The sequence below is a fragment of the Paenibacillus diazotrophicus genome (genome assembly GCF_042610465.1).
Window position 1 is genome coordinate 293,651 of the sequence record NZ_JBGJZN010000005.1, and the last position, 22,245, is coordinate 315,895.

The 22,245-nt window shown below is 45.0% G+C and carries 19 protein-coding genes; 17 read left to right on the forward strand and 2 right to left on the reverse strand.

Features of this window, described 5'->3' with window-relative positions; genetic code table 11:
• Positions 1-119: 119 nt before the first annotated feature.
• From ACAN54_RS20325 to ACAN54_RS20360, 8 genes are all read left to right on the forward strand, one after another.
• Positions 120-668, forward strand: coding sequence for a GNAT family N-acetyltransferase (locus tag ACAN54_RS20325; RefSeq protein WP_379159507.1), 549 nt, complete (start codon positions 120-122; stop codon positions 666-668).
• Positions 669-708: 40 nt separating this feature from the next.
• Positions 709-1,503, forward strand: coding sequence for an aminoglycoside phosphotransferase family protein (locus tag ACAN54_RS20330; RefSeq protein WP_379159510.1), 795 nt, complete (start codon positions 709-711; stop codon positions 1,501-1,503).
• 135 nt (positions 1,504-1,638) lie between these two features.
• Positions 1,639-2,055, forward strand: a complete 417-nt coding sequence (locus ACAN54_RS20335; RefSeq protein ID WP_379159514.1) for a hypothetical protein — start codon at positions 1,639-1,641, stop codon at positions 2,053-2,055.
• A 45-nt stretch (positions 2,056-2,100) separates the two neighbouring features.
• On the forward strand, positions 2,101-2,553 hold the full coding sequence (locus tag ACAN54_RS20340; protein ID WP_379159883.1) for a GNAT family N-acetyltransferase: 453 nt from the start codon (positions 2,101-2,103) through the stop codon (positions 2,551-2,553).
• A 420-nt stretch (positions 2,554-2,973) separates the two neighbouring features.
• Entirely contained in the window at positions 2,974-3,477 is a 504-nt protein-coding gene (locus tag ACAN54_RS20345; RefSeq protein WP_379159517.1) for an SF0329 family protein, read from the forward strand.
• Positions 3,478-3,505: 28 nt separating this feature from the next.
• Positions 3,506-4,003, forward strand: a complete 498-nt coding sequence (locus ACAN54_RS20350; protein WP_379159520.1) for an AAA family ATPase — start codon at positions 3,506-3,508, stop codon at positions 4,001-4,003.
• 219 nt (positions 4,004-4,222) lie between these two features.
• Entirely contained in the window at positions 4,223-4,990 is a 768-nt protein-coding gene (locus tag ACAN54_RS20355; protein WP_379159524.1) for an SPL family radical SAM protein, read from the forward strand.
• Positions 4,991-5,055: 65 nt separating this feature from the next.
• The gene (locus ACAN54_RS20360) at positions 5,056-5,712 is read left to right on the forward strand and encodes a DUF4085 family protein (RefSeq protein WP_379159527.1); all 657 of its coding nucleotides are present in this window, start codon (positions 5,056-5,058) and stop codon (positions 5,710-5,712) included.
• A gap of 75 nt (positions 5,713-5,787) precedes the next feature.
• Here ACAN54_RS20360 and ACAN54_RS20365 read toward each other — a convergent pair whose 3' ends face one another.
• Positions 5,788-9,114, reverse strand: a complete 3,327-nt coding sequence (locus tag ACAN54_RS20365; RefSeq protein ID WP_379159530.1) for an S-layer homology domain-containing protein — start codon at positions 9,112-9,114, stop codon at positions 5,788-5,790.
• Positions 9,115-9,340: 226 nt separating this feature from the next.
• Between ACAN54_RS20365 and ACAN54_RS20370 the strand changes: the two genes are divergently transcribed.
• Positions 9,341-11,665 (forward strand): helix-turn-helix domain-containing protein, encoded by a 2,325-nt coding sequence (locus ACAN54_RS20370; protein WP_379159534.1) that lies wholly within the window; start codon positions 9,341-9,343, stop codon positions 11,663-11,665.
• A 12-nt stretch (positions 11,666-11,677) separates the two neighbouring features.
• Positions 11,678-13,282: an extracellular solute-binding protein gene (locus ACAN54_RS20375; RefSeq protein ID WP_379159537.1), complete on the forward strand. Its 1,605-nt coding sequence runs from the start codon at positions 11,678-11,680 to the stop codon at positions 13,280-13,282.
• A gap of 103 nt (positions 13,283-13,385) precedes the next feature.
• Here the strand turns inward: ACAN54_RS20375 and ACAN54_RS20380 are convergent, their stop codons facing one another.
• On the reverse strand, positions 13,386-13,571 hold the full coding sequence (locus ACAN54_RS20380) for a hypothetical protein (RefSeq protein WP_379159540.1): 186 nt from the start codon (positions 13,569-13,571) through the stop codon (positions 13,386-13,388).
• Positions 13,572-13,949: 378 nt separating this feature from the next.
• Here ACAN54_RS20380 and ACAN54_RS20385 point away from each other — a divergent pair, with 378 nt between their 5' ends.
• The 7 genes from ACAN54_RS20385 (at position 13,950) to ACAN54_RS20415 (ending at position 22,163) form a co-directional block, all read left to right on the forward strand.
• The gene (locus ACAN54_RS20385) at positions 13,950-15,665 is read left to right on the forward strand and encodes a cellulase family glycosylhydrolase (RefSeq protein WP_379159543.1); all 1,716 of its coding nucleotides are present in this window, start codon (positions 13,950-13,952) and stop codon (positions 15,663-15,665) included.
• A gap of 140 nt (positions 15,666-15,805) precedes the next feature.
• Positions 15,806-17,227, forward strand: coding sequence for a spore germination protein (locus ACAN54_RS20390; protein WP_379159546.1), 1,422 nt, complete (start codon positions 15,806-15,808; stop codon positions 17,225-17,227).
• A gap of 21 nt (positions 17,228-17,248) precedes the next feature.
• Positions 17,249-18,325, forward strand: coding sequence for a GerAB/ArcD/ProY family transporter (locus tag ACAN54_RS20395; protein ID WP_379159549.1), 1,077 nt, complete (start codon positions 17,249-17,251; stop codon positions 18,323-18,325).
• On the forward strand, positions 18,318-19,415 hold the full coding sequence (locus ACAN54_RS20400) for a Ger(x)C family spore germination protein (RefSeq protein WP_379159552.1): 1,098 nt from the start codon (positions 18,318-18,320) through the stop codon (positions 19,413-19,415). The genes ACAN54_RS20395 and ACAN54_RS20400 overlap by 8 nt, the downstream gene beginning before the upstream one ends.
• A gap of 261 nt (positions 19,416-19,676) precedes the next feature.
• Positions 19,677-20,660 carry an ABC transporter substrate-binding protein gene (locus tag ACAN54_RS20405; RefSeq protein WP_379159555.1) on the forward strand — a complete coding sequence of 328 codons (984 nt, stop codon included), beginning with the start codon at positions 19,677-19,679 and terminating at the stop codon, positions 20,658-20,660.
• Positions 20,641-21,417: an ABC transporter ATP-binding protein gene (locus tag ACAN54_RS20410; RefSeq protein ID WP_379159558.1), complete on the forward strand. Its 777-nt coding sequence runs from the start codon at positions 20,641-20,643 to the stop codon at positions 21,415-21,417. The genes ACAN54_RS20405 and ACAN54_RS20410 overlap by 20 nt, the downstream gene beginning before the upstream one ends.
• A gap of 50 nt (positions 21,418-21,467) precedes the next feature.
• Positions 21,468-22,163, forward strand: coding sequence for an ABC transporter permease (locus ACAN54_RS20415; RefSeq protein ID WP_379159561.1), 696 nt, complete (start codon positions 21,468-21,470; stop codon positions 22,161-22,163).
• Positions 22,164-22,245: the final 82 nt, after the last annotated feature.

A 22,245-nucleotide genomic window follows, 5' to 3' on the forward strand; every position in this document is an offset into this window, starting at 1 on the left:
AAATTCAAAGAGCAAATTGAGTAACCACTACCGATGAAATAAGGTGCTATGTGTTGAGTTTACGGATAAAGCAGAATATTTGAGGTGACGTTAGATTAAGCACCTGAAGGGAGAAGAAAATGTCCCAATTTCCTATATTAGAAACAGAAAGATTAATACTAAGACAACTTAACCAAGACGACGCCAGGGATGTTTTTCGATATTTCTCTTTGGATGAAGTTACGAAATTTTATGATTTGGAGAGTTTTACTACTATTAATCAAGCAGAAGAATTAATTGGACGATGGAATCAAAAATTTGAAGAAAATCAAGGCTTCCGGTGGGGAATTACTTTGAAGTCGGATCACAGAGTTATTGGAACCTGTGGATTTCATGGTTGGATGAAGAAACATTATAAAGCTGAAATTGGATATGAACTTATTCCAGAATATTGGCGTAAAGGTATTATGTCCGAGGCGGCTCAAAAGATAATTGAATTCGGATTTAATGAACTTGGATTGAACCGAATCGAAGCATTCCTAGAGCCGGAGAATGTAGGTTCAAGGAAGGTGCTTGAGAACATAGGATTCGGTGAAGAAGGGGTATTGAAGGAACATTACTTTTGGAAAAACCGGTTTGTTGATGTTGCGGTATATGCCTTGCTTAAGAAAGACTATAAAGTGCAGTAACTAGTGGACTTAATCAAGAAAGTGGTAAGGAGGAATAGACTTGTCAGAATCCGAGGAAATTCTTACTGGTGGCAATATAAATCAGGTCGTAAAAGTAGGGAACACAGTTCGTCGGGGGGCTCCTTCTAATCCGTATGTGCATGAATTGCTGCTACATCTTGAAAAGACAGGTTATCCCTATTCTCCTAGATATATAGGATTAGATGAAAAGAATAGAGAGACTCTATCTTACCTTGAAGGAGTAGCTCCGGGGAATCTATACCCTGAATTAGAAGGATATATGTGGTCGGATGAGGTTTTATCTGAACTTGCCAAGCTCTTAAGGAGCTATCATGACGCAACTGTAGGATTTACACCCACTACGAATTCTACAAATGAGTATCCTGAGAGAACTTTGCATGAGGTCGTGTGCCATAATGATGCTGCCCTGTATAACGTTGTGTTTAAAGACAGACTTCCTGTGGGGATTATTGATTTTGACATGGCAGGTCCAGGTCCACGGATGTGGGATATTGTGTACACTTTATATACATCTGTTCCACTTGCAGAGTTTGCGCCAAGTCCAAATGATTACCTGGTTGAGAAATATAATAGAGAGAATCATGCATCAGTGAGGAAAAGACGTGTGGAAATATTCTTTAATTCTTATGGACTAGATATTCCAACGGATCTTAAGGAATGGGTGATTTCCCGTATTCAATTCATGTGTACTACATTATCTGAACGTGCCGCAGCCGGAGATCCAGCGTTTGTGAAATTAGTCGAAGAAGGTCATCTTGCTCATTATGAGAAAGAAATTGAGTTTCTTGAAGAACATTTCGATGATTGGATGTAATCGAGGGGTCAGTCAGACAACCACGCAAGTCTAAGTCGTCCTGGCGGATATCTAGTTGCTACACTTCTCCAATAATCTCAGGTTCGTGAATACAACAACGTTAGGTGAAATTAATGCGGAAATTAAGGAGAAAACGTGAAAATATATAAAATACAAGATTGCTTTTCAACCAATTCTTATTTGGAGTTATTCAACGATATTATTTATGGTATGACGAAGGTTGGTGATCAGGTAGTATATAGTTTTGAAGAATATGTACCTATTCAATATATACAGGATCTACTGAAATATAGTGAACATTATCCAATAATTTCAGACAAGTATAATAATTTATGGAAAGTGATAGATAATAGAGAAGACTTGAAGGACGCATTTCAGCAAGGTTTTTTAGTAGAGTATAGAATAATTGGGGATTTGAATATCAATGAATGGAAGTATAAGTTTCAAGTAGTCGAGGAGATAGATGGTACAGTTTTAGAAATTGTAGCTAATAGCAGCTATGAGCTAGAAGTAGAAGCAATTGAAGAAATTTTGAGAAGATATAATGTATGATAATCCATTAGTTATTTATCGGGCCAAAGGGGGAAATATATGGAAATTAAGATCCGACCACAAAATTCAAACGAAGAAACCCCCTTTGATCTATTACTTCTTGCTGATCCGTCGAAGGAAATAGTTAAGGAATACTTGGGAAGAGGACAATGCTTAGTAGCTCTAATAAACGAAGAAATAATTGGAGTTATGGTTTTGATTAGGACCCGGCCTGAAACCATAGAAATTGTAAATATCGCGGTACAGGAAGACTATCAAGGAATGGGGATAGGGAAGCAATTGATTGGTTATTCAATAGTAAAAGCTAGAGAGGAAAAGGTCAAAACCATAGAAATCGGAACCGGAAACTCAAGTGTAAATCAGCTAATGCTGTATCAAAGATGCGGTTTTCGAATAACAGGAGTAGATCGGGATTTCTTTGTAAGGCATTATGAGGAAGAGATTTATGAAAACGGAATACAATGTAGGGATATGATTCGATTAAGTCTTGATATCTAGCTAAGCTAAGTGACGGAGTCAACCAGGGACCCTCCAAGTTCCGGTAAAACCAAGGAGGATGAAACGGTGAGCAGAAGAGAGACTCTAGCTGAAATCGCTGAAGAATTAACTTCAAGACCGTTGATAGGAAATGAAGATAAGTGATCTATCGTTCATCCCAGATCAAGGGGATCTTGTCGTATTTGATAATATTTTGGGGAATGGACCGAATGATCATATCGGAGTGGTATTAAGAATAGAACAGGATAAAATAATAACAGCAGAAGGGAATTATTATAATAAATCAGGAGTATTTCAAAGGACGCGGGAACAAAAACGAGGGTGATTTCATTGAAGATTACACTGCCTTAAGCTTGAGAAGGTTTGTGAATATTACTAAAACGATATGCGAGGTTAGAACCATGAAAGGAATGAATACTCATGGATTGGTCTAAGCTAAGAGTCATGATAAGAGCCTTCATTGCTCCAGAAATCAGAAAGAGATTAGATATTCATGAAACAAGATATCATGAGGCACATGATGGATACGGTGAAGTATGGATTACTTTAGATGGAAAGAAAATCTTTGGAGGAGGATATTATCATTGGTATATGAATCCTTTGCCCGAAGATATTACGTTATTCGAGTTACAACACGGGTATCATGAAGATTTTTACAAGTCCAAAATAGAATCCGAACAGATTGAAAGGATTATGAATTTAGGATTGCATGAAACAAGTCATATTACCCAAAACTTAAGAAATTATCTTAACACGCCATTTATAGAAGTTATTAATTCAAATAATCCCATATATAAGGCTTTTGGAATAATTGATAAAAGACTAGGCAAAAGGAGATTTGAAAAGATCAAATTACTCGAAAATGAACACCTACTAGTAAAAATATTTTATGAACTACGTAAAGATCTATTCGAGAGAAGATAATTAAGGAGTAGTGAGGAAGTATTTTTCAATGAAGAAATTTATAGTGATAAACGGTACCATGGGAGTGGGGAAAACCACAATCAGCAAAGAACTACTTAAGTCACTGAATAATGCAGTATGGCTAGATGGGGATTGGTGCTGGATGATGAATCCTTGGGTAGTAAATGAAGAAAGTATAAGAATGGTAGAGAATAATATTACATATATGCTTAGGAATTTTATCATAAACTCAAATTTTGAATATGTAATTTTCAGTTGGGTTTTACATCGTGAGGAGATCTTGAATGGTTTGCTTGAGCGAATGAGTGATTTAGAATTTGAGCTGGTTAAGGTAAGTCTAATTTGTTCAGAAGAAGTATTAAGACAGAGGATGGAAATGGATCATAGGACGCAAGAACAAATAACCTTGAGCATCAATCGCTTAAGATTATATGAGAATATGGATACAGCTAAAATTGATACGACTGAAGCTACCATTAAAGCTCTTATCGATAGAATAAAAGGGATAATAAACAATAATAAGTAAGCAAATTCAGAAAAGAAACGAACATCGTGAACAAGGAAGTATTAGGAATAATCAACCGGCAACAAAAAAACCTGCGATTATTATAACCGCAGGCTGTGTATGACTATTTTTTTTAAGACCTTATTCAACATCATAACAGAACGGATATTATAAGTCTATATTTTTTTGGGGGGTTCATGTACCATCGTCTTATCAACGGACGAATGGAGATGGCCCGGAATGCTTAAAGAAATACAAGTCAGTACTGCAATGACTTATGAATATCCCCCTGACGGTGCAACGTTGCCAATTATTGATCCGTACGATGGATGTACAATCGGGTGCCCTTATTGTTTCCAGCTAGAAGATGAAAATTGGAATAAGAACTTAAATGTTAAACTCAATATTGCGGATATTTTAGGTGAAGAATTAATTCACTGGAATCAAGAAAATATCGTATATTTGGGAAGTAAGTGTGATCCTTATATGGAAATTGAACGGAAATATCAATTAACCAGGAAATGTCTAATCGAATTAAGTAAGTTAAACGTGAAGTGTATGGTCACAACGAAAGCCGGGTCAAAACTAATTTATCGAGATCTCGATGTGGTTAAACCTATGGGAGACAAGTTCACTTTGCTGCTAGGATTATCTAATCTGGGACAGTTGAAGAAGATCGATGATTATACACTGATGAGCAATATCCAGACAGCCAATGAGCTCTATAGAATGGGAGTTAAGGTATGGGTATTTATTACTCCGATTTTACCGGGAATAACAGATGTTGATCTAATGATTAAGGCTCTGGATAAGGACATACCCGTATTTTTAGATAAAGTTAGAATTGGGAAAAACACAGGGCCTACAGTGGAAAAGTTTATTGGACGGAACTATCCTCAATTAGCTGGCACTTATAAAGATATAATTAATGATAATGTAGATGACTACTATGATGAGATCAGAGAAAAGTGGTATGGAGACCAACGGGTGAAGTTTGTTTTTGAATAAAGAGTCTATGGAAGTATTAAGAAAACGGTTTAACCATCTCAGTCCAGGAATAAGGAGAATATAGAATGAAATATTTCACTCGGGAATGGCATGAGGAAATGCAAATATCAGGCTTTTTGGTATTCCCTGAGACGAAACAGGATTGGGAACAAGATGTGGCTTGGTATCATTCAGAAGGTATGGACTTTGAAGAAATACGTAGGTACGATTTAGAGCATAGAAAAAATGACTTGTTAAAATTCCTCCCAGAGTCCTTTCACCCCTATATTCAAGACGGAACAATAAACTCCCAGTTTCCCTCAATTAAACTTAGAACAATGGCTGAACAGTGGCGAAGTGAGCACGATAAGCGAATGAGCATGATATGGAATGAATACCGCCGCGGCTATTTGTCAATAAAAGACTCACTCCCGGAGAAGGCTGTACAATTGTGTGAAAAGTCATTACATGATGCAAAAGTAACTTCAATTGAAATGCCTTCTGCGGATATTTTCATCATGAGCCTGGATTGTAGAGGAAGCTATCATTATCAAACCGATATCAAAGTAACATTTACAGGAGTCAAGAGTCTGCAACCTCCAGACTTAAGTGTAGGCAGTTACTGGCTGTACGATGAAGTATATTCCACTGATTCTGGATTTGAGCTTAACGTGTTATTTGACAGTCCGTTAGTGGAATTCACGGTCATAGCGGATAACGTTATGATCGAGATTTCTTCATGAATAGAGGAGCTGAACCAACAACAAGCCTCCATCCGTTATCCAGGATGGAGGCTTGTCTGATTGACAATCTGTATTCTATTGAATCATTCCCTGTAGAAGCACTGTCATGATTTTAGCGGCCTCGGCTCTGGTAGCACCGCCTTTGGGATCAAAGGTATTATTGCCTTTGCCGGACAGGATTCCTGCCTTCTGCAAGGCAGTTACCGCATCTACGGCCCAGGCACTAACGCTGCTGCTGTCTGCAAAGCTTGCATTGCTGACGTTGTCAGGCAACGAGTATCCTGCAAGATCGGCATACCGCCCGATCATGACGCTGATTTCCTCGCGGCTGATGGCTGCATTTGGATTGAACTGATGGTTGCCTGCTCCATTCACAATGTTATTCCCGGCAGCCCATGCCACATAAGGCAGGTACCAGTCACCGGCTTTGATGTCGGTAAACGTGGAGGAGGAATACCCTGAGACATCCGCATTGGCGAGTCCCGCGAGCATTTTGGCGAATTCTGCACGGGTAATATTCGTATTAGGTGCAAACGTATTGGCGCTTGTACCGGAAATAATGTGGTGTGCAGCCAGGTAGGTAATATAGCTGCTGCCCCAATGACCGGAAGTGTCGCTAAAGCTGATTTTGTGATAACCCACAGCGTATTTGCTGAGGTGATTGGTTAACAAAGTTACGGTTCCTGCACTCTGGTTATATCCTGACTTGGCGACTGCATTAGGCTTGCCGCTATTGTCAATGTAATAGGCGGCAATGGCGTTGGCGTCCTCCCCTTGAGCAAGCGTGAACGGAATGCTGATCTTGAGGCTTCCGTTACCGAAGCTTGTCAGGTTCAAGGCGCCAGACTGAACGGTGAACTCCAGCACGGGCCGTGTGCCCACCAGACTTGCAGCTTCTGAAGAAAGACCTGCAGTACCTGCCGGAGCGATTCCAATGCGGATACTGTCTCCTGAAGCGTTCTTCAGCGACTCCAAGGCTGCTTTGTTAAAAGTCATGCTTCCGAACTGGGTTACAAGTTCCACTTCAGCAGCTTTGCTCCCGAACAGCTTGCTGACGGCGTCCTTAGAGAGTGTAACTCCCAGAGACTTAGCGTTGTCTACCGTTTGTACGTTCAGTTGTACTGAGATTTTGGCGGCGGCAGAAGAGCTGATCTTAGTCAACAGGTCAGTGATTTGGGAATCACTAAGGGTTGCCTCTGCTTTCCCGCTGGAATCTGCAGTTGCCGTTACCGATAGGCTCTGCTTCCCATTATCTGTTCCCGGACTGGACACGGGACTTGGAGAAGCCGATGGTACTGGTGAAGGAGCTGGTGTTGCTACGGGTCCAATCCCGCCAGGAGAAGAGCTGGAAATGGTGCTCAAGGATGCTTTTAAAGGACTGCTTGAGTTATCCGTAAGGTCATAAGCTACTACCGAGAAAGAATAGGTTGTGCCTTGCGTTAATCCGGTTACCTTATAGGAGTAGGTAGCACCGGATACGGTGCCCAGCAGTGTGCTGTCACGATATACGCTGTAGCTGACTACTCCTTCTTTGTCTACCGCCGCCGGCCAGTTCAAGGTAAGATCCGACGAGGTAATGCTTGAACCGGTCAGTTTGGCATCTGCTGGCCATCTTGGTGCATCTGTATCTACAGCCAGCTGGATGCTGTTGGCATTATAGATCACATTCATTTTGTACTGGCTGGGAAGGCCCTCTGTCTCAACGGAAGAAAATTCTCCGCTCCGCTGATCCTTACCATGGGTGATGAGTGTAATCACACCGTCAGGTACATAATTGTTCAAAAAGTTCAGACGAAGTGTACCACCGGCCTGTACTTTTCCCTTAATATCGAGCAGATCACTTACGCTGCTCAGGCCCAGTTCAAGTGTGCCGCTGGCAGACTGGCTGAAATTCCCGCCGATGGTCAGCGGTCCAGGAACATTGTGAATCAGGGTTCCTCCGTTGTTAGCCACATCACCGGTTCCGAACGCTGTATTCGAATTCCCCTCAAGCGTACCTTCGTTCAGCAGTGTGCCTCCGGAATAGCTATTGTTTCCCTGGAGCTTAAGCGTCCCCGTTCCTTCTTTGGTCAGACTGCCTGTGCCGGAAATGTCATTCCGCCAGCGGTCCAGGGCATTGAAGCCGCCTTGATTGGCGTCCATGGTCACTGTAACATCACTTGCAAAAGCACCATAGCCGTCTGCTGCGGCAAAAAGATTAAGCCGCCCCCATCCTTCCGGATCATCCAGTACAGGATAGCCTGATGGAAGCTCTGTTGTCGCTAATACCCAGCGGCGCTGCGTGTCGTCTAGATACGGCAGGCGTGTTTCGAGCAGGACTTCCGCACCTTTTGGAACGACCGCTGGCTCCGTGGTGGAGTGTATCGGGCTGAATCCATAGGTCAGGCGCTCGGTATAGTCTTGTTTGTTCTTGGTGTAATTGCTGAACCTGTCTTCAGCAGTACCGGTTTGTGTCAACAACAGACTATGCGCATCGTTATATGCAGTCTTTTTCAGCAGGCTGTTGTCCGGATCAGACAGGATCGCAGCCGACAGCGCAGTTGCCGTGACGCGGCCTCCCATGACATCAAGCGGAGAGTGCATACCTGAAAGGATGCGGTTGTTTCCAAGTTCCGAGGCCCGGGTAAGTAGTTCCTGAAACCGCTCTGGTATAGCATAAGCCATCGCTATCGCGCTTAGATAGCCAGCATTAGTATGGCCGCTTGGGAATCCGCCATCGGATTGCGGCGTGGTGCTGATTGCAGGCACAAGAGCCGGTACAATGATCGAAGGGCTGCTCCAACGATACGGGCGTTTATAACTGTAATAATTTTTAGCCGGGGTCGTTGAAGAGTAGTTACCGCGTATAGTCTTTACCAGACTGACGATGCTGCCAAGACTGGAGCTTGTGCTGCCTGCATCGGTTCCTCCATCATCATATTTAACGGTAGTGGCATCGGCCGGGATCTCATTGATCGTTGTCACCGCTCCCGCATTCGTGCGGTAGACATCGGTTAGGGAACCCAGACCATCGATTATGCTGTAGCTCTGTTTTCTCCGGTCATCGAAGTAAGCCGCATTGGCTTCAGCAGGAGTCCGGCTTGCAGCAAGGTCTATTACTTTTTGAATGTTGGCATCCAGCACGCTGCTGTTAAGTTTGGTACCTGTGTCCCAGGTAGTGCCTGGCGTCCACAATTGACTGAATCCGGACAGGATTCCGATGGTCGGATTGGAGTATACCGCCATGTTAACCGTGGAATTATTCTTGTAATTGTCTACAAAATGCCCCCAGGCCGGTGCTGCCGGCGGAGCCACTGTTGCGGGATTGGAGGCCGCGCTCACACTTGCAGCCATTCCGCCCATGGAACTAATAAGTAATGACAGACTCAAAGCCGCTGATACTTGCTTTTTCCTAAATCCCATTATCAAAACGTATCACTCCTCTGTTTTGGTTCGACATCACTGTAGCATCCGGGTGGATCGGGCCTCAATACAACAATTTCCCTATTATATAAAAATCGTATGTTGTCTTTGAAATCAAGCTTCTTTACACAAATAAGGTCCATTTCTGACGCTCTGTGAACATACTTCCAATAAGATTAGGAGTGGTTAAGATGCTTAGACACTTTCGAATGTGGAGACAACAACGATGAGAAAAAACGGGAACTCTGCTTTTGCCAACCTCGCTATTTCCTATGTAACAGTCGTGATGGTCATGGTTCTTTTGCTTTGCTCCATCTTTTATATGTATTTTCCTAAGCACTATAATGAAGAAATCCAGAAAAAGAATCAGATTATCCTGGAGAGTACGGCCAACTATATCGAGTCTTCCGTGCTTCAGCGGGTGCAGCAAATCTATCTGGATCTTTCCCTGGGTGAGCCGGTTAGTATTGATATATTTGCCAAAGCTACTCTGCAGGGCAATCACGGGAGTGTTCTGGATCTGCAGGACCTGCTTAAGAACGAAGTCGCGGATTATGCGGACATTGTATCTGCAGTTCATTTGTTCTATCCCGGGCCTAATATCATGATCTCGTCGGACGCCGGGCTGAGATATCTTGATCACGAGCGCGAAAGTGCTGCCACAGCATGGAGCTGGGTGGATCGTCTGCAGAAAAGCGGTTCAAGCTTTGTATGGACGGAAGCAAGCAAGACAGCACAAGATATGTATACAAATCTATCGGACGATAAGCTGGTGAGTCCTGTGATTTCATACGCACACAGCTATCCTTTTCACTCCACCGGTGCCGATTGCGACCTGATGATTGCTATCGATATGAAGGAGGAGGCGATCAGCGGAATCATCCGGCATATTATGCCTTCCGATTATAAGAACACTTTTGTGATAGGGCCAAGCGGGACCATCATCTCTGCGGCTGATAAAGAAATACTCGGCCATAGTGCTGGCAGCGGATATATCAACAAAATTCTGTCTTCCACTGCGGTGGCTGCAAGCTTCACAGATAAGATGAACCAGGGGTCCAATGAGGTTTCTTTTCACACCTTCCCATCGAATAACTGGAAAATATACAACATCACGTCTACAGACAACTACTATCAGAAATCAATTCTATTGCAGCGGACGGTGCTTCTGATTTGTCTGCTCGCTGTTATTGTGGGCATGGTTCTGTCGGGTGTTTTTACCGTAGCTATATATAATCCTCTGAAACGCTTGAGAGACAAAATGAAAGGCATGTTCGACCATACACCGGAACCCGGGCTGAACGAATACACACTGATTGATACCGCCATCAACAAGCTGACCCGCAAGGTTAGTAGCCTCGAAGAAACCCTGCAGGCCAATAGTCCGGTAATTAAGCATAATATTGTACTTAATCTCCTGAATAACAGTTACAGTGATGAGGAGCTAGTGGAGCAGCTGCAATCCATTCATATTCCCATGACCTATGCCCACTACTGCTGCATGCTTATAGATCCGGTAAGTCCTGGTTTCAAAACGCTCAATTCCCAAACCATGCAGTATGTTCTCTACCGGATGATTAATCAATTGGAAGCGGCGGATTATGCTGGAAGCCACATCATAGCGGAAGAGCTTCCGGATAAAAAGGTAGCGGTTATTGTATGTACAGATCTAGCGGAGGATGAGCTGCTGGAGCAGATTTCAGGCTTCATTCTTTCGGAGGTGAAACACAGCTTTGACCTGGAGTTTAGAATCTCCCTGGGCTGCTGGGTGCAGCGGTTTATGGATGTGCATAGAAGCTTTGATGAAGCGAAGATCCTCGCTAAGTATGGATTTCTCCTGCCTGAAGTTTCTATTATCAAAGATGCAAGGCTGCTGGAGAGGGAGAGCAGCACTAACGAAATTCCACAGGCGGTTCTGCTGAAATTTAAAGAAAAACTTCAAGCAAGAAATATTGAGGAAATTACGGAAGCTATTGAACAACTGCTAGGTCAAATGCGGGAAGGAATGTATTCTGCGGATTACTGCCGCTATATAATGCTGAATACGGTATCTGTGTACTCGGATTATCTGATAAGTGTCCGGTATACCCCATCGGATCATGTCAAAATCAACTTATACAATGAGTACACTTCCATTCATGATATCAACGGTTACCGGAAATGGCTGACGGACTCCATTGCAGTGTGTATGGTCCATATGGAGAAGCGCAGCGACAACCGGACGAGTGAGAGCATTGAGGCGGTGAAGCACTATATCAGCACACATCTTTCGGAGGAGCTGTCGCTGGATACGGTGGCCGGCAAGGTTTTTCTAAGCCCCAAATATCTCAGCAAGATTTTCAAGGAAGAAACCGGGATGAACTACATCGAATATGTGACCGAGAAAAGGATGGAGAAAGCGCTGGAACTGATGGCTAAACACGATATGACTATTGAACAAATCGCGAATACCGTTGGATACGGCACAACAGCCTATTTTATCAAAAAATTCAAAGAGAAAAATGGCTATACCCCGAAACATTATATCAGGCAATTAATGGAGCAATCATAGGAGGCCGTTGCCGTGAAAATAAACCGTTGTCAGTTACTCTTGTGTGTGGCGGTGCTGATCATAGCTGCTGTCAGCGGATGTGAAGCTCCTAAGAATACCGGGGAAATTGCCCAAGCGGCCTCCTCGCATGACAGTACCTACACTATCTCCTGGACCATGCATCAGAATGAGCCGGTACCCGAGGATGCGCCAATGCTTGAATATATCGAGGACAAATTCAAGGTGGATCTGGATGTCTGGAATCTCGAAAATAATAAATATGAAGCGCTGCTGAACCTCAGGCTCGCACAAGGCCAGATCCCGGACCTGTTTCGGATCAGGCAGCCGCAGGATCTTTTGAAATACGAGTCACAGGGAGCCCTTGCCGAAATTCCAAGGGACATTCTCCTCCACAATGCACCAAATCTTATGAAGATCATCAATCAAAATGCTCCCGGGTACCTTAGCTATGGCGAAATCGGCGGGAAGCTCTATGGAATCCCTGTGGTGAATCCGACGAATATCTATAGAATCCCGATAGTGTACAGAAAGGACTGGCTGGATAAGCTTGGCCTTGAGGTTCCCGAGACCCTGGAGGAGTTTGAGAAAGTGATGTATGGCTTTGCGAACAATGACCCGGACGGCAACGGCAAGAAGGACACCTATGGGCTTTCCAGTGAAGGAATGAATGTTGTTTTTGGGGCGTTCGGACAGATTGTATTTGCCGACCAGCTTTATTTCAATATTAAGGGTCAGGATCTGGTGATTGGAGCTCTGGAGCCGGAGATGAAGGAAGCCCTGGAGCTTCTGCAAAAGTGGTACAAAGACGGTATTATTGATCCTGAATTCATCACCGGAGAGAATAAGGGCGGCTACAAACACCTATCTCATGCTTTTATCAATGGCAGAATCGGGATGACTTCTATGGGGAACTACTATCACTGGATTCAAGCCGGAGATTACATGGAACTGGATGGAAAAGGTGAAGAGGTACCCGTCGAGGCCACATTCAACGCACGGGAACTAGCGGACAATAACAAGGACGCCAGAATCATTTTCGGGCAGCCGGTGACAGGGCCTCAGGGAAAAAGCGGCTCGAAGGCTTATGACATGCTGATGAGCTTCACAGCGATTGGTGCCGATGCCGTCAAAGAGCCGGGGAAGTTCGAGAAGATTCTGCAAATTCTGGATGATGTCAGCGCGAACCCGGATGAGGATGAGTCCATGTCCATGCTGAACGGAGTTCAAGGGGTACACTGGGAATGGTCGGACAAGTCCACTGGTGATTATAGGATCCTTCCCCCATTTGATTCAAGCCCTAATTATACCAACAAGATTGGTGCAGGAATCGGAATGACCGTTCCGCGTAAGCCAATGGGACGCAGAGAGCATTGGGCTTCAACCTTGGGTTTGGAGAAGAATGGAATATATAACGCGATGAAGGTTTCCACACCTTCGCTGATGAAATACAGCCCTGAGCTGATCAAAATTAAAAACAAAGCCTATATTTCCATCATTACGGGGGATCAGCCCATAGATTATTTCGATTCCTTCGTCAAGGAATTTATGGGAACGGGTGGAGAACAAGTGTTGCAAGAGGCAAATGACTGGTATCATAAGCAGCCGACAAAAGGTTAGGCGAGAATGGACATAAAAAACCGCGTAAGCCGGAATCTCTTCCGGTTACGCGGTTTTATATTCTGAGCCATCATTTATGTCATTGGTGGTTAGTTAGTTGAAGTTAGTGGTATTTCACCGATTTGATCCGTGCCTCTTCATGGTACGAAAGCGGGCGTGGCGATGGTGGCGTATGCAAATGACGTTCTGCCGAATATTCGATTTTCCAGTAGTCTTCTTCTTCCGAGGCCATCCATGGCTGCCACATTCCCGATACCCAATTCTTAAGCTCTTTAAGTCCTGCCAGCATTTCTTCCATCCTCCTTGGGCTATGAAATCTAAGGTTCAAAGCTCCTTTTGGTTACGCTTTCATTATAACACGAAAAAACGAAATTGAAAGATGTGTCCACGTGAAAAAGACAAAAATATGTGAACTATTTGCGTACATAAAGGGTTTTGTATCCCTTCGGGAGATAAATGTCCTCTCAGTGGAGACAATGTGAATTCTACCTGAATCGTGCGCTAAAAGTGGCTGCAGCAGTTCATCTATCAAAAAAAACGGATAATAGGAACCTCTAATTTTGACTGGTTTTTGCACTAATTATTGGGATATTTTCCATTTGCCAAAGATGCTATATTGATTTTCGTAAGCGCTTGCAAATAAGAATGAGGGAGGAAACAACTTTTTATGGCTAAAAAGAAATCATTCCTGTCACTTGCATTCATCGCTGTTCTATTGCTAGCTATGGTTACACCTGCAGTATCCGCTGCTTCATCGGAAAAGGCGCCGAAGGCCAAAGCAGCAGCCGCAAGTATGCAATCCTATGTAAATGCGATGCAGCCGGGCTGGAACCTGGGGAATACGCTGGATGCAACGGGGGCTGACGAAACTTCTTGGGGCAATCCTGCGGTCACTAAGGAACTTATCAAGAAGATTGCCGCGCAGGGTTACAAGAGCATCCGTATTCCAGTAACCTGGGATACTCATATTGGAGCCGCTCCGGACTATGCGATTGATCCGGCTTATCTGGCCCGGGTTCAGCAGGTCGTTGACTGGGCAATTGGTGAAAAACTGTATGTCATGATCAACCTCCATCATGACTCCTGGCTATGGATCAGTAAGATGGAGCAGCAGCATGATCAGGTGCTGGCCCGCTACAATGCGGTATGGACTCAAATCGCGAATAAGTTCAAGAACCACTCCAGCAAGCTGATGTTTGAGAGTGTCAATGAGCCCCGCTTCACCGATGGGGGCACTACCGATGAGAATAAAGCGCTCCAGATGCTGGACGAGCTGAATGTATCCTTCCACAGTATTGTCAGAAACTCCGGTGGAATGAATGCTACACGTCCGCTCGTGCTCCCTTCTTTGGGAGCGTCTCCAACACAGCCCCGCATGGATTCACTTTATAACATGATCACTAAGCTGAATGACTCCAACCTGATCGCGACGGTGCATTACTATGGGTTCTGGCCGTTTAGTGTCAACATTGCTGGCTATACCAAATTTGATACAGATACCCAGAACGACATCGATACTACCTTCACTAATGTATACAATACCTTTACTGCCAAAGGGATTCCGGTTATCGTAGGCGAATACGGCCTGCTTGGCTTTGACAAGAACACAGGTGTGATAGAACAAGGCGAGAAATTGAAATTTTTCGAATATCTGGCTTACTATCTGAAGTCCAAACAAATTACGCCGATGCTCTGGGATAATGGCCAGCACTTTGGCCGTACGACCTATCAGTGGTCAGATCCCCAGCTTTACAAGTTGATGAAAGCCAGCTGGAGCGGACGTTCGTCTTCTGCTGAAAGCGATCTTATTCATTTGAAAAAAGGCGAAGCTGCCAAAGATGTGACTGTTAAGCTGAACCTGAATGGAAATAAGCTGACCAACATCTTTTACGGAAGTAAGCAACTGGTCAAAGGAACCGATTATACTCTAAGCGGCGACCAGCTGACCTTCAAGGCTGCCCGGCTCGCGAGTCTTACTTCTTCCGGCAAGCTCGGTGTAAATGCAGTTTTGACTGCACGCTTCAACAAAGGCGTAGACTGGAACTTTAACGTCATTCTTTATAACACGCCGTTGCTAAGCAATGTTCAAGGGACTACCAGTTCATTTAAAATTCCTACAGCATTTAACGGGACCACCCTGGCTACGATGGAAGCGGTGTATTCCACAGGCGGTAATGCCGGTCCGCAAAACTGGACACCGTATAAGGAATTTGCTTCTGCATTCACTCCTTCCTACACCACGAATGAAATCAGCCTGCTGCCGGACTTCTTTAATGAAGTCAACGACGGCGATGTGATTCTGAAGTTCCATTTTTGGAATGGGGAGATCATAAGCTACAAAATTACGAAGAACGGAACGAGTGTTACCGGGGTAACGATGTAGTAAGTGGAACAGATTGAAGCCTTCTTGCATCCTTCGGGGTGAGAGAGGGCTTTTTTGCTGTCTAACCGGCAGGTCTGCAAATATCCCTGGGAATTGTGGGGATACTATCACAATCTTATGGCGAAGGCGTGGTTAACCTTATGAATTTCAACTCGCAGAATGATCTTACGCTGCAGCATATTCTAGAGGAATTTGACCAATGTGCGGATCTCATCCAGCGGTCCTTTCCGGAAATACGAACCGAAATTGTTTATTTCCCCACCCTTGTAGATCACAAATTGTTAAAGGATGAAATTCTGGAGCGATTTGCTCATATTCAGCTTAATGAGGTTAAGCAGTTATTGCAGCAATCCCAATTTATACGGGTTACTGATTCCAAAACAGTGGTTATAGGCATACTGGAAGGCAATGTCGCTATTTTTCACAATGAATATGTTTATATCATCCATGCCTATGGCCCGGAAACACGTGGGGTACAGCAATCTGAGACCGAGACGATTATAGCCGGTCCCCACGACGCTTTTGTGGAATCTGCGATCATCAATATCTCGCTAATACGTCAAAGAATTAAGAGCTCGCATCTGAAAGTTATTGAACATTCTGTCGGAGAGGTCTCAAAGACCAGTGTGTATATTCTTTACATAAAAAATATTGCTAATATGAAATATGTCGAGGAACTGGAGCAGAGGATTAAGCGGATTCAGACTGATGCCATTAATGATGGCGGGATGCTGACCCAGCATCTGGAGGATAAGCCGAATTCGGTGTTCCCGCAATTTTTGCTTACAGAAAGGCCTGATGTGGCTGTATCCAAACTGGTAGCCGGCCGGATTATTACATTGATTGATAATAGTCCGACTGTGATATCCGCTCCGTCCGCTTTTTTTGAATTCTTCTCATCACCTGATGACTATTATCAGCGTTGGGCACTGGGAACGGCCCTCCGATTGTTAAGATTTCTCGCCTTGCTGATTACCATTACGTTCACAGCAATGTATGTGTCTGTGACAACTTTTCATTACGAAATGATCCCTGAAGCGCTGCTCCGCACACTGGCGGAGTCGAGAAACAGAGTGCCTTTTCCACCAGTTTATGAGGCGCTGCTTATGGAAACCATGATTGAATTGCTGCGTGAAGCGGGAGCCCGTCTTCCTACCAAGATCGGCCAGACTATCGGGATCGTAGGGGGGATTGTCATCGGACAAGCAGCGGTTCAGGCGGGCCTGACCAGTAATGTCCTGATTATTGCAGTGGCTTCTTCCGCCATCGCCTCCTTTGTGATTCCCAGCTATATGATGAGCGCCTCCATCCGGCTGGTCCGCTTTGGGATTATTATAATGACCGGTATTTGGGGGAATATGGGGTTAGCCATGGGTATTGCTCTGATAGTGATTCATTTATCCAGTCTGACCAGTCTGGGTTCCTCTTATATAGCTCCGGTTGCGCCGATGAATCTGGGGGATTGGAAGGATGTCTTTATCCGTGCACCCTTCTCGTTGTTAAACCGCCGGCCCTCACAGACGAAAACACCTAATCCTATCAGGCAAATCAAAAGGAAGTAGAAGTCAGAAAGGGAATGAATTATGGAGAAGCTTAGCCCTTTTCATGTAGCCATCCTGGTGTATATGAGCCAAATCGGAATTGTCATCTTTACCTTGCCGCGCCAGCTGGCAGACTACTTCGGCACCAACGGTTGGCTTGTGCTGCTGCCGGGTCTGATGCTGACCACTTTTAATATCTATTTGATCACATTGGTTCACAAGTTAGGTGGGGGACGATCGATATTTGAAATTCTGGAACGATCCATTCCCAAGGCTTTGTTGTACCCTGCCTATCTTGGGCTCGCTTCTGTCTGGTTGATATTCGGCTGCATGATCGGTAAAAAATATGTGCTTTTATTTCAAATGATTGCTTTCCCGACGACGAGTCCTATGCTATTCAAGCTGGCAGTGGACATCCTTCTTTTCCTACTGCTCATTAAAGGGATATATACGATATCCAAAGCAGCTACCCTGTTCTTCTGGATGACATTCTGGATGTATTTTCTCCTGCTGTGGTTTATCCCGTCCTTCAGTTGGGTGCGATTCACACCCTTTATTTTACAGGGGGGTCATGATCAGATCAAAGGAGCAATGGAGATGTATTCGGCATATCTGGGCTACGAACTATCAATTCTATTGTTCCCTTATATGGAAAAAAGTAAAAAGTCGCTGGTTGCCATCTATGTGGGAAATGCGTATCTATCTCTGATCTATATCAGCCTGGCCCTGATCTGTTTTGGCTTTTTTAGCTTTGGGCAGTTGAAAAAATTGCTGTTTCCACTAATCGATTTGTTGGCCTATATCCAGTTTCCATTTATCGAGCGTCTGGAGAATTTGCTCTACGGATTCTTCCTCTTTCTGGTTCTGATTACAGTCGTTATGTATTGGTGGGGAGCCATGGAGGCCTTGAGAAGAATGGTTCCCAGGTTGAAGATTCCGGTACTGGGTTTTCTGGTGATCGTAATCTCCTACAGCATCTCTTTTGTTCCAAAGACCCTGGATCAGGTGAATGTCTGGATCACCAATCTGGGATTCGCTACAACTGCGATCGCTTTTGGTCTGCCTATAGTGTTAATTGCACTACTGATCCTTCAGAAAAGGAGGGTGTCCCATGTATAAACTGTTGTCTGCTCTTGTGATGTTGCTGCTCTTGACCGGCTGCAAAAGTGATGAAAGAATCCTTGAAAAGCTGGGACTGGTGCAAAGCGCAAGCTATGACCAAGCGAAGAATGATCAACTGAAGGTGACCTACTGTCTTCCCGTTATTGATTCGGAATCCACAGAACGCAGACAACTGCTGACGGCGGTAACGGACAGTCTGAAAGAAGCGAGAATTCTTTTATCCAGACAGATTGATCTCCGGCTGGTCAGTGGGCAGGTCAGAAGTGTTCTGTTCGGATTAAGTCTGGCAAAGTCGGGGCTCGCCGACCATATCGATACACTTCTGCGTGATCCGTCGATTGCGCTTGGAGTCAAAGTGAGTGTAGTGGATGGCGATGCCGGTGAATTACTATCCAAAACATTTAAGCCCAATAAGGACACAGGCCGATATCTGAATCATTTGCTGGAGAAAGAGAGCTCTTCCAACAGCATACCACCGGTTACATTATATGAGTTCACCCGGGATTATCACGACGACGGAATCGATCCAGTTGCGCCGATCGTGAAGGATGAAGGCGATAAGGCTGTCATTTCGGGGATTGCTTTTTTTCAGGATGACCGCTACGTTATGGAGGTTCCAGCTAGAGACGGGATATTTTTTGCACTTCTCCGGGGGAATATCAAACAAGGTGAGCTGTCGCTGAATTTAGGTGAAAGGCAAGGCAGAAAAGTGATGGTGATGTTCAGCTCTATCCTGAACAAACACCAATTGAAGGTGCAGCATAGTGGAGATAATAACTTCAAGGTGACTATCTATGCATCCCTTCAGGGTTCTGTGCTTGAATATACTGGCCATGAGGATCTTACCCAAAGCCAGAAGCGTCATGAGTTAGAAGGGGATATCGCCAGTTATATTAAGGACAAGGGACAAGAAATGGTGAAGCAATTGCAGCGGAACAATGTGGACAGCATTGGTATCGGACAATATGTAAGAAATAGCCTTACCTATAAGGAATGGAAAAACCTCGATTGGAGAAAGGTTTATCCCCAGATTGAAGTGGAATGCCGTGTTAAAGTGACTATTAAGGACTATGGAAAATACATGTAAGCGGGTAGGCTTTTTGCAGTGGAGAGAATATAGGTAAATTATTTAAATTTATAAATATACAAAATAGGGCAATGGGTGTAAAATTGCTTTACTTGAGTTTTTTTCAGAAAACGGACAGGGTATATATCATCTCGCACTTGTTACAGGTCCTTATGTGAATAAATTCGCATTTGCAGATCCTATATCGCCAGCACGGACCCGAAGAAGAAAGAGAAACTCAGAAACCAATCAACAAAAGAAGATGGAGGTTACCCGAGAAACATGAAGAGAACGAAATGGAAACACCTGATGATGCTGTTAATGCTGGTCGCTGCGGTTAGTATGGTGGCGGCGGGCTGCGGCTCCAATACGAACAATACAGGCACGGCTAATACAGGAAATACTTCTGGAGATGCGGTTGAACTTACACTGGGACTTTTACCTTCGATTGATGCGATTCCGTTCATTATGGCCCACGAACAGGGCTTCGACAAAGAGCACAATGTGAATCTCAAGATTCAGACCTTCAAGAGCGCCAAGGATCGTGATGTGGCTTTTCAGGCCGGTAAAGTGGATGGCATCAGTGCCGATCTGGTAGCGATCTCGATTTATAACGAAGCGGGTCTCGATGTGAAGATTACGAGCACCACCACGGGTGAATTCGATCTGCTGACCGGTAATGACGAGATTCAGGATGTGAAGGATCTTAAGGGGAAGACAGTGATTTTATCCAAAAACACCTCAACTGAGTATACGGTGGCTACTATGCTGAAGCAGGCAGGTTTGACTGAAGCGGATATTACGGTAACCGAAGTGCCGCAAATTCCAACCCGTCTGGAGCTGCTGAAGAATCACAAAGCCGATGCGGCTGTATTGCCGGAGCCTTTTGTCACTATGGGCAAAACAGCGGGTCTTCGCGTGTTAAGTTCGACCAAAACCGCAGGCGTGAATCCGTTTGTGCTGGCCTTTCCGCAAAGCGCGATTGATGCCAAGGGACAAGCCATTCAGGATATGTACGCTGCCTATGACGAAGCAGTGGCCTATATGAAATCACATGACCAATCAGATTATATCGATCTGATTATCAAGGAGGTCGGTTACCCGGATACCTTGAAGGATCAGATTAAAGTTCCGGAATATCAGCCGGCGAACCAGGTGGATGTGAAGGAAGTGGAAGCTGCATTTGCCTGGGCGCGGGAAAAAGGCCTGCTCACCCGAAATATATCGGCTGAAGAAGTGATCTCCGATGTCCAGTTTAAGAAATAGCGGACTCTGTATCAAGGAGCTTCATGTGGAATATACAAGTGGACAACCGGCGCTCGGACAAGTGAATTTATCGTTGCCTGAGCATGGAATCTTCACGATTATTGGGCCATCCGGAAGCGGCAAATCGACGCTGCTGCGCGCGGTAGCAGGATTACTTCCGGGCTATGAGGGTGAGCTGCTGTTCAACGGAAAGTCCGTACATGACAAAGAAACACTAATCGGACTTGTCCCTCAGAATTATGGGCTACTGCCCTGGAAAACCGTTCGCGACAACATTAAGGTAGCTATGCGGATTACACGCCCAGACGGCGGGAGCAAGGGTACCATGGAAGCGGAGATTTCCCATTGGCTGAAGTCGATGGGGATTGCCGAACTCGCTGGACGGTATCCGCTCTCTCTTAGCGGAGGACAGCAGCAGCGGGTAGCTATTGCCAGAGCGTTTGCCATCCAGCCGGCCATTCTGCTGCTTGATGAACCGTTCTCCGCGCTGGACGCCATTACCCGTGAAGCACTGCAGCAGATTTTTCTGGACAACTGGCTGGCGCATCCGGCAACTACACTGTTTGTTACTCATGATGTGGAGGAAGCCATTCTGCTCGGGCAGAAAGTTATCATAATGCCGTCTGCCAAGCAGGATATTCCTGAAATTCTCGACAATACCTCTGTATTTGCCATGAAGCATGAAGAAAAACGGGACAGCAATGAATTCTTTGAGCAGAGCAAACGGATCAGAAAGGTAATGCTGGAGAAATGGTGAACAAACGGCGTCTTCCACACTTGCTGCGGCTGTTATTTGTCTTTTTGTGCATGAACATACTTTGGTACTTGGCCTATCTGCTGATGAATCACCCGATTCTGCCCAGCCCCGGCGCGGTCTATGAAGCTATGTTCCACCTGGGAGCCAAGGATGTGGCGCTGAATGTCGGGTACAGCCTGCTGCGTATATTCGAAGGGGTGCTCCTGGCGCTGATGATCGGCCTGCTGCTGGGTCTGTTGATGGGCCGCTCCCCCCTATGGAACCGGCTTCTGGACCCGGTAGTATACCTGACTTATCCGATTCCCAAAATTGCGCTCCTGCCGGTGGTCATGCTGTTCTTCGGTCTTGGCGAAATCTCCAAAGTGCTGATGATTATGCTGATCCTGCTGTTCCAGGTCATAATCTCCGTTCGTGACGGTGTCAAGGCGATTCCCGAAAGCACTTATGATGTCTTGTCCAGCATCGGAGCAAGCACAGGGCAGAAATTCTGGAATGTGACGCTCCCGGGTGCCTTGTCAGTCATTCTCTCTACGATCCGGATTTCGCTCGGAACTGCGATTTCCGTCTTATTCTTCACTGAAATTTACGGAACAGAGCACGGCATGGGATTCTTTATCATGGATGCTTGGCTGCGGCTGGATTACCCGGAGATGTACGCAGGGATTATGCTGTTCAGTCTGGTCGGCTTTGTGCTGTTCCTGCTGGTGGATGTTCTGGATTACAAGTTTATGAAATGGCGGCGTTAAGGAAGGCGGCTCAGAGATGAGCCGTCTTTTGCTTGGCACAAATATTATTCAGCCTGTCCCAAAAAACAAATAAGTTCTTCAC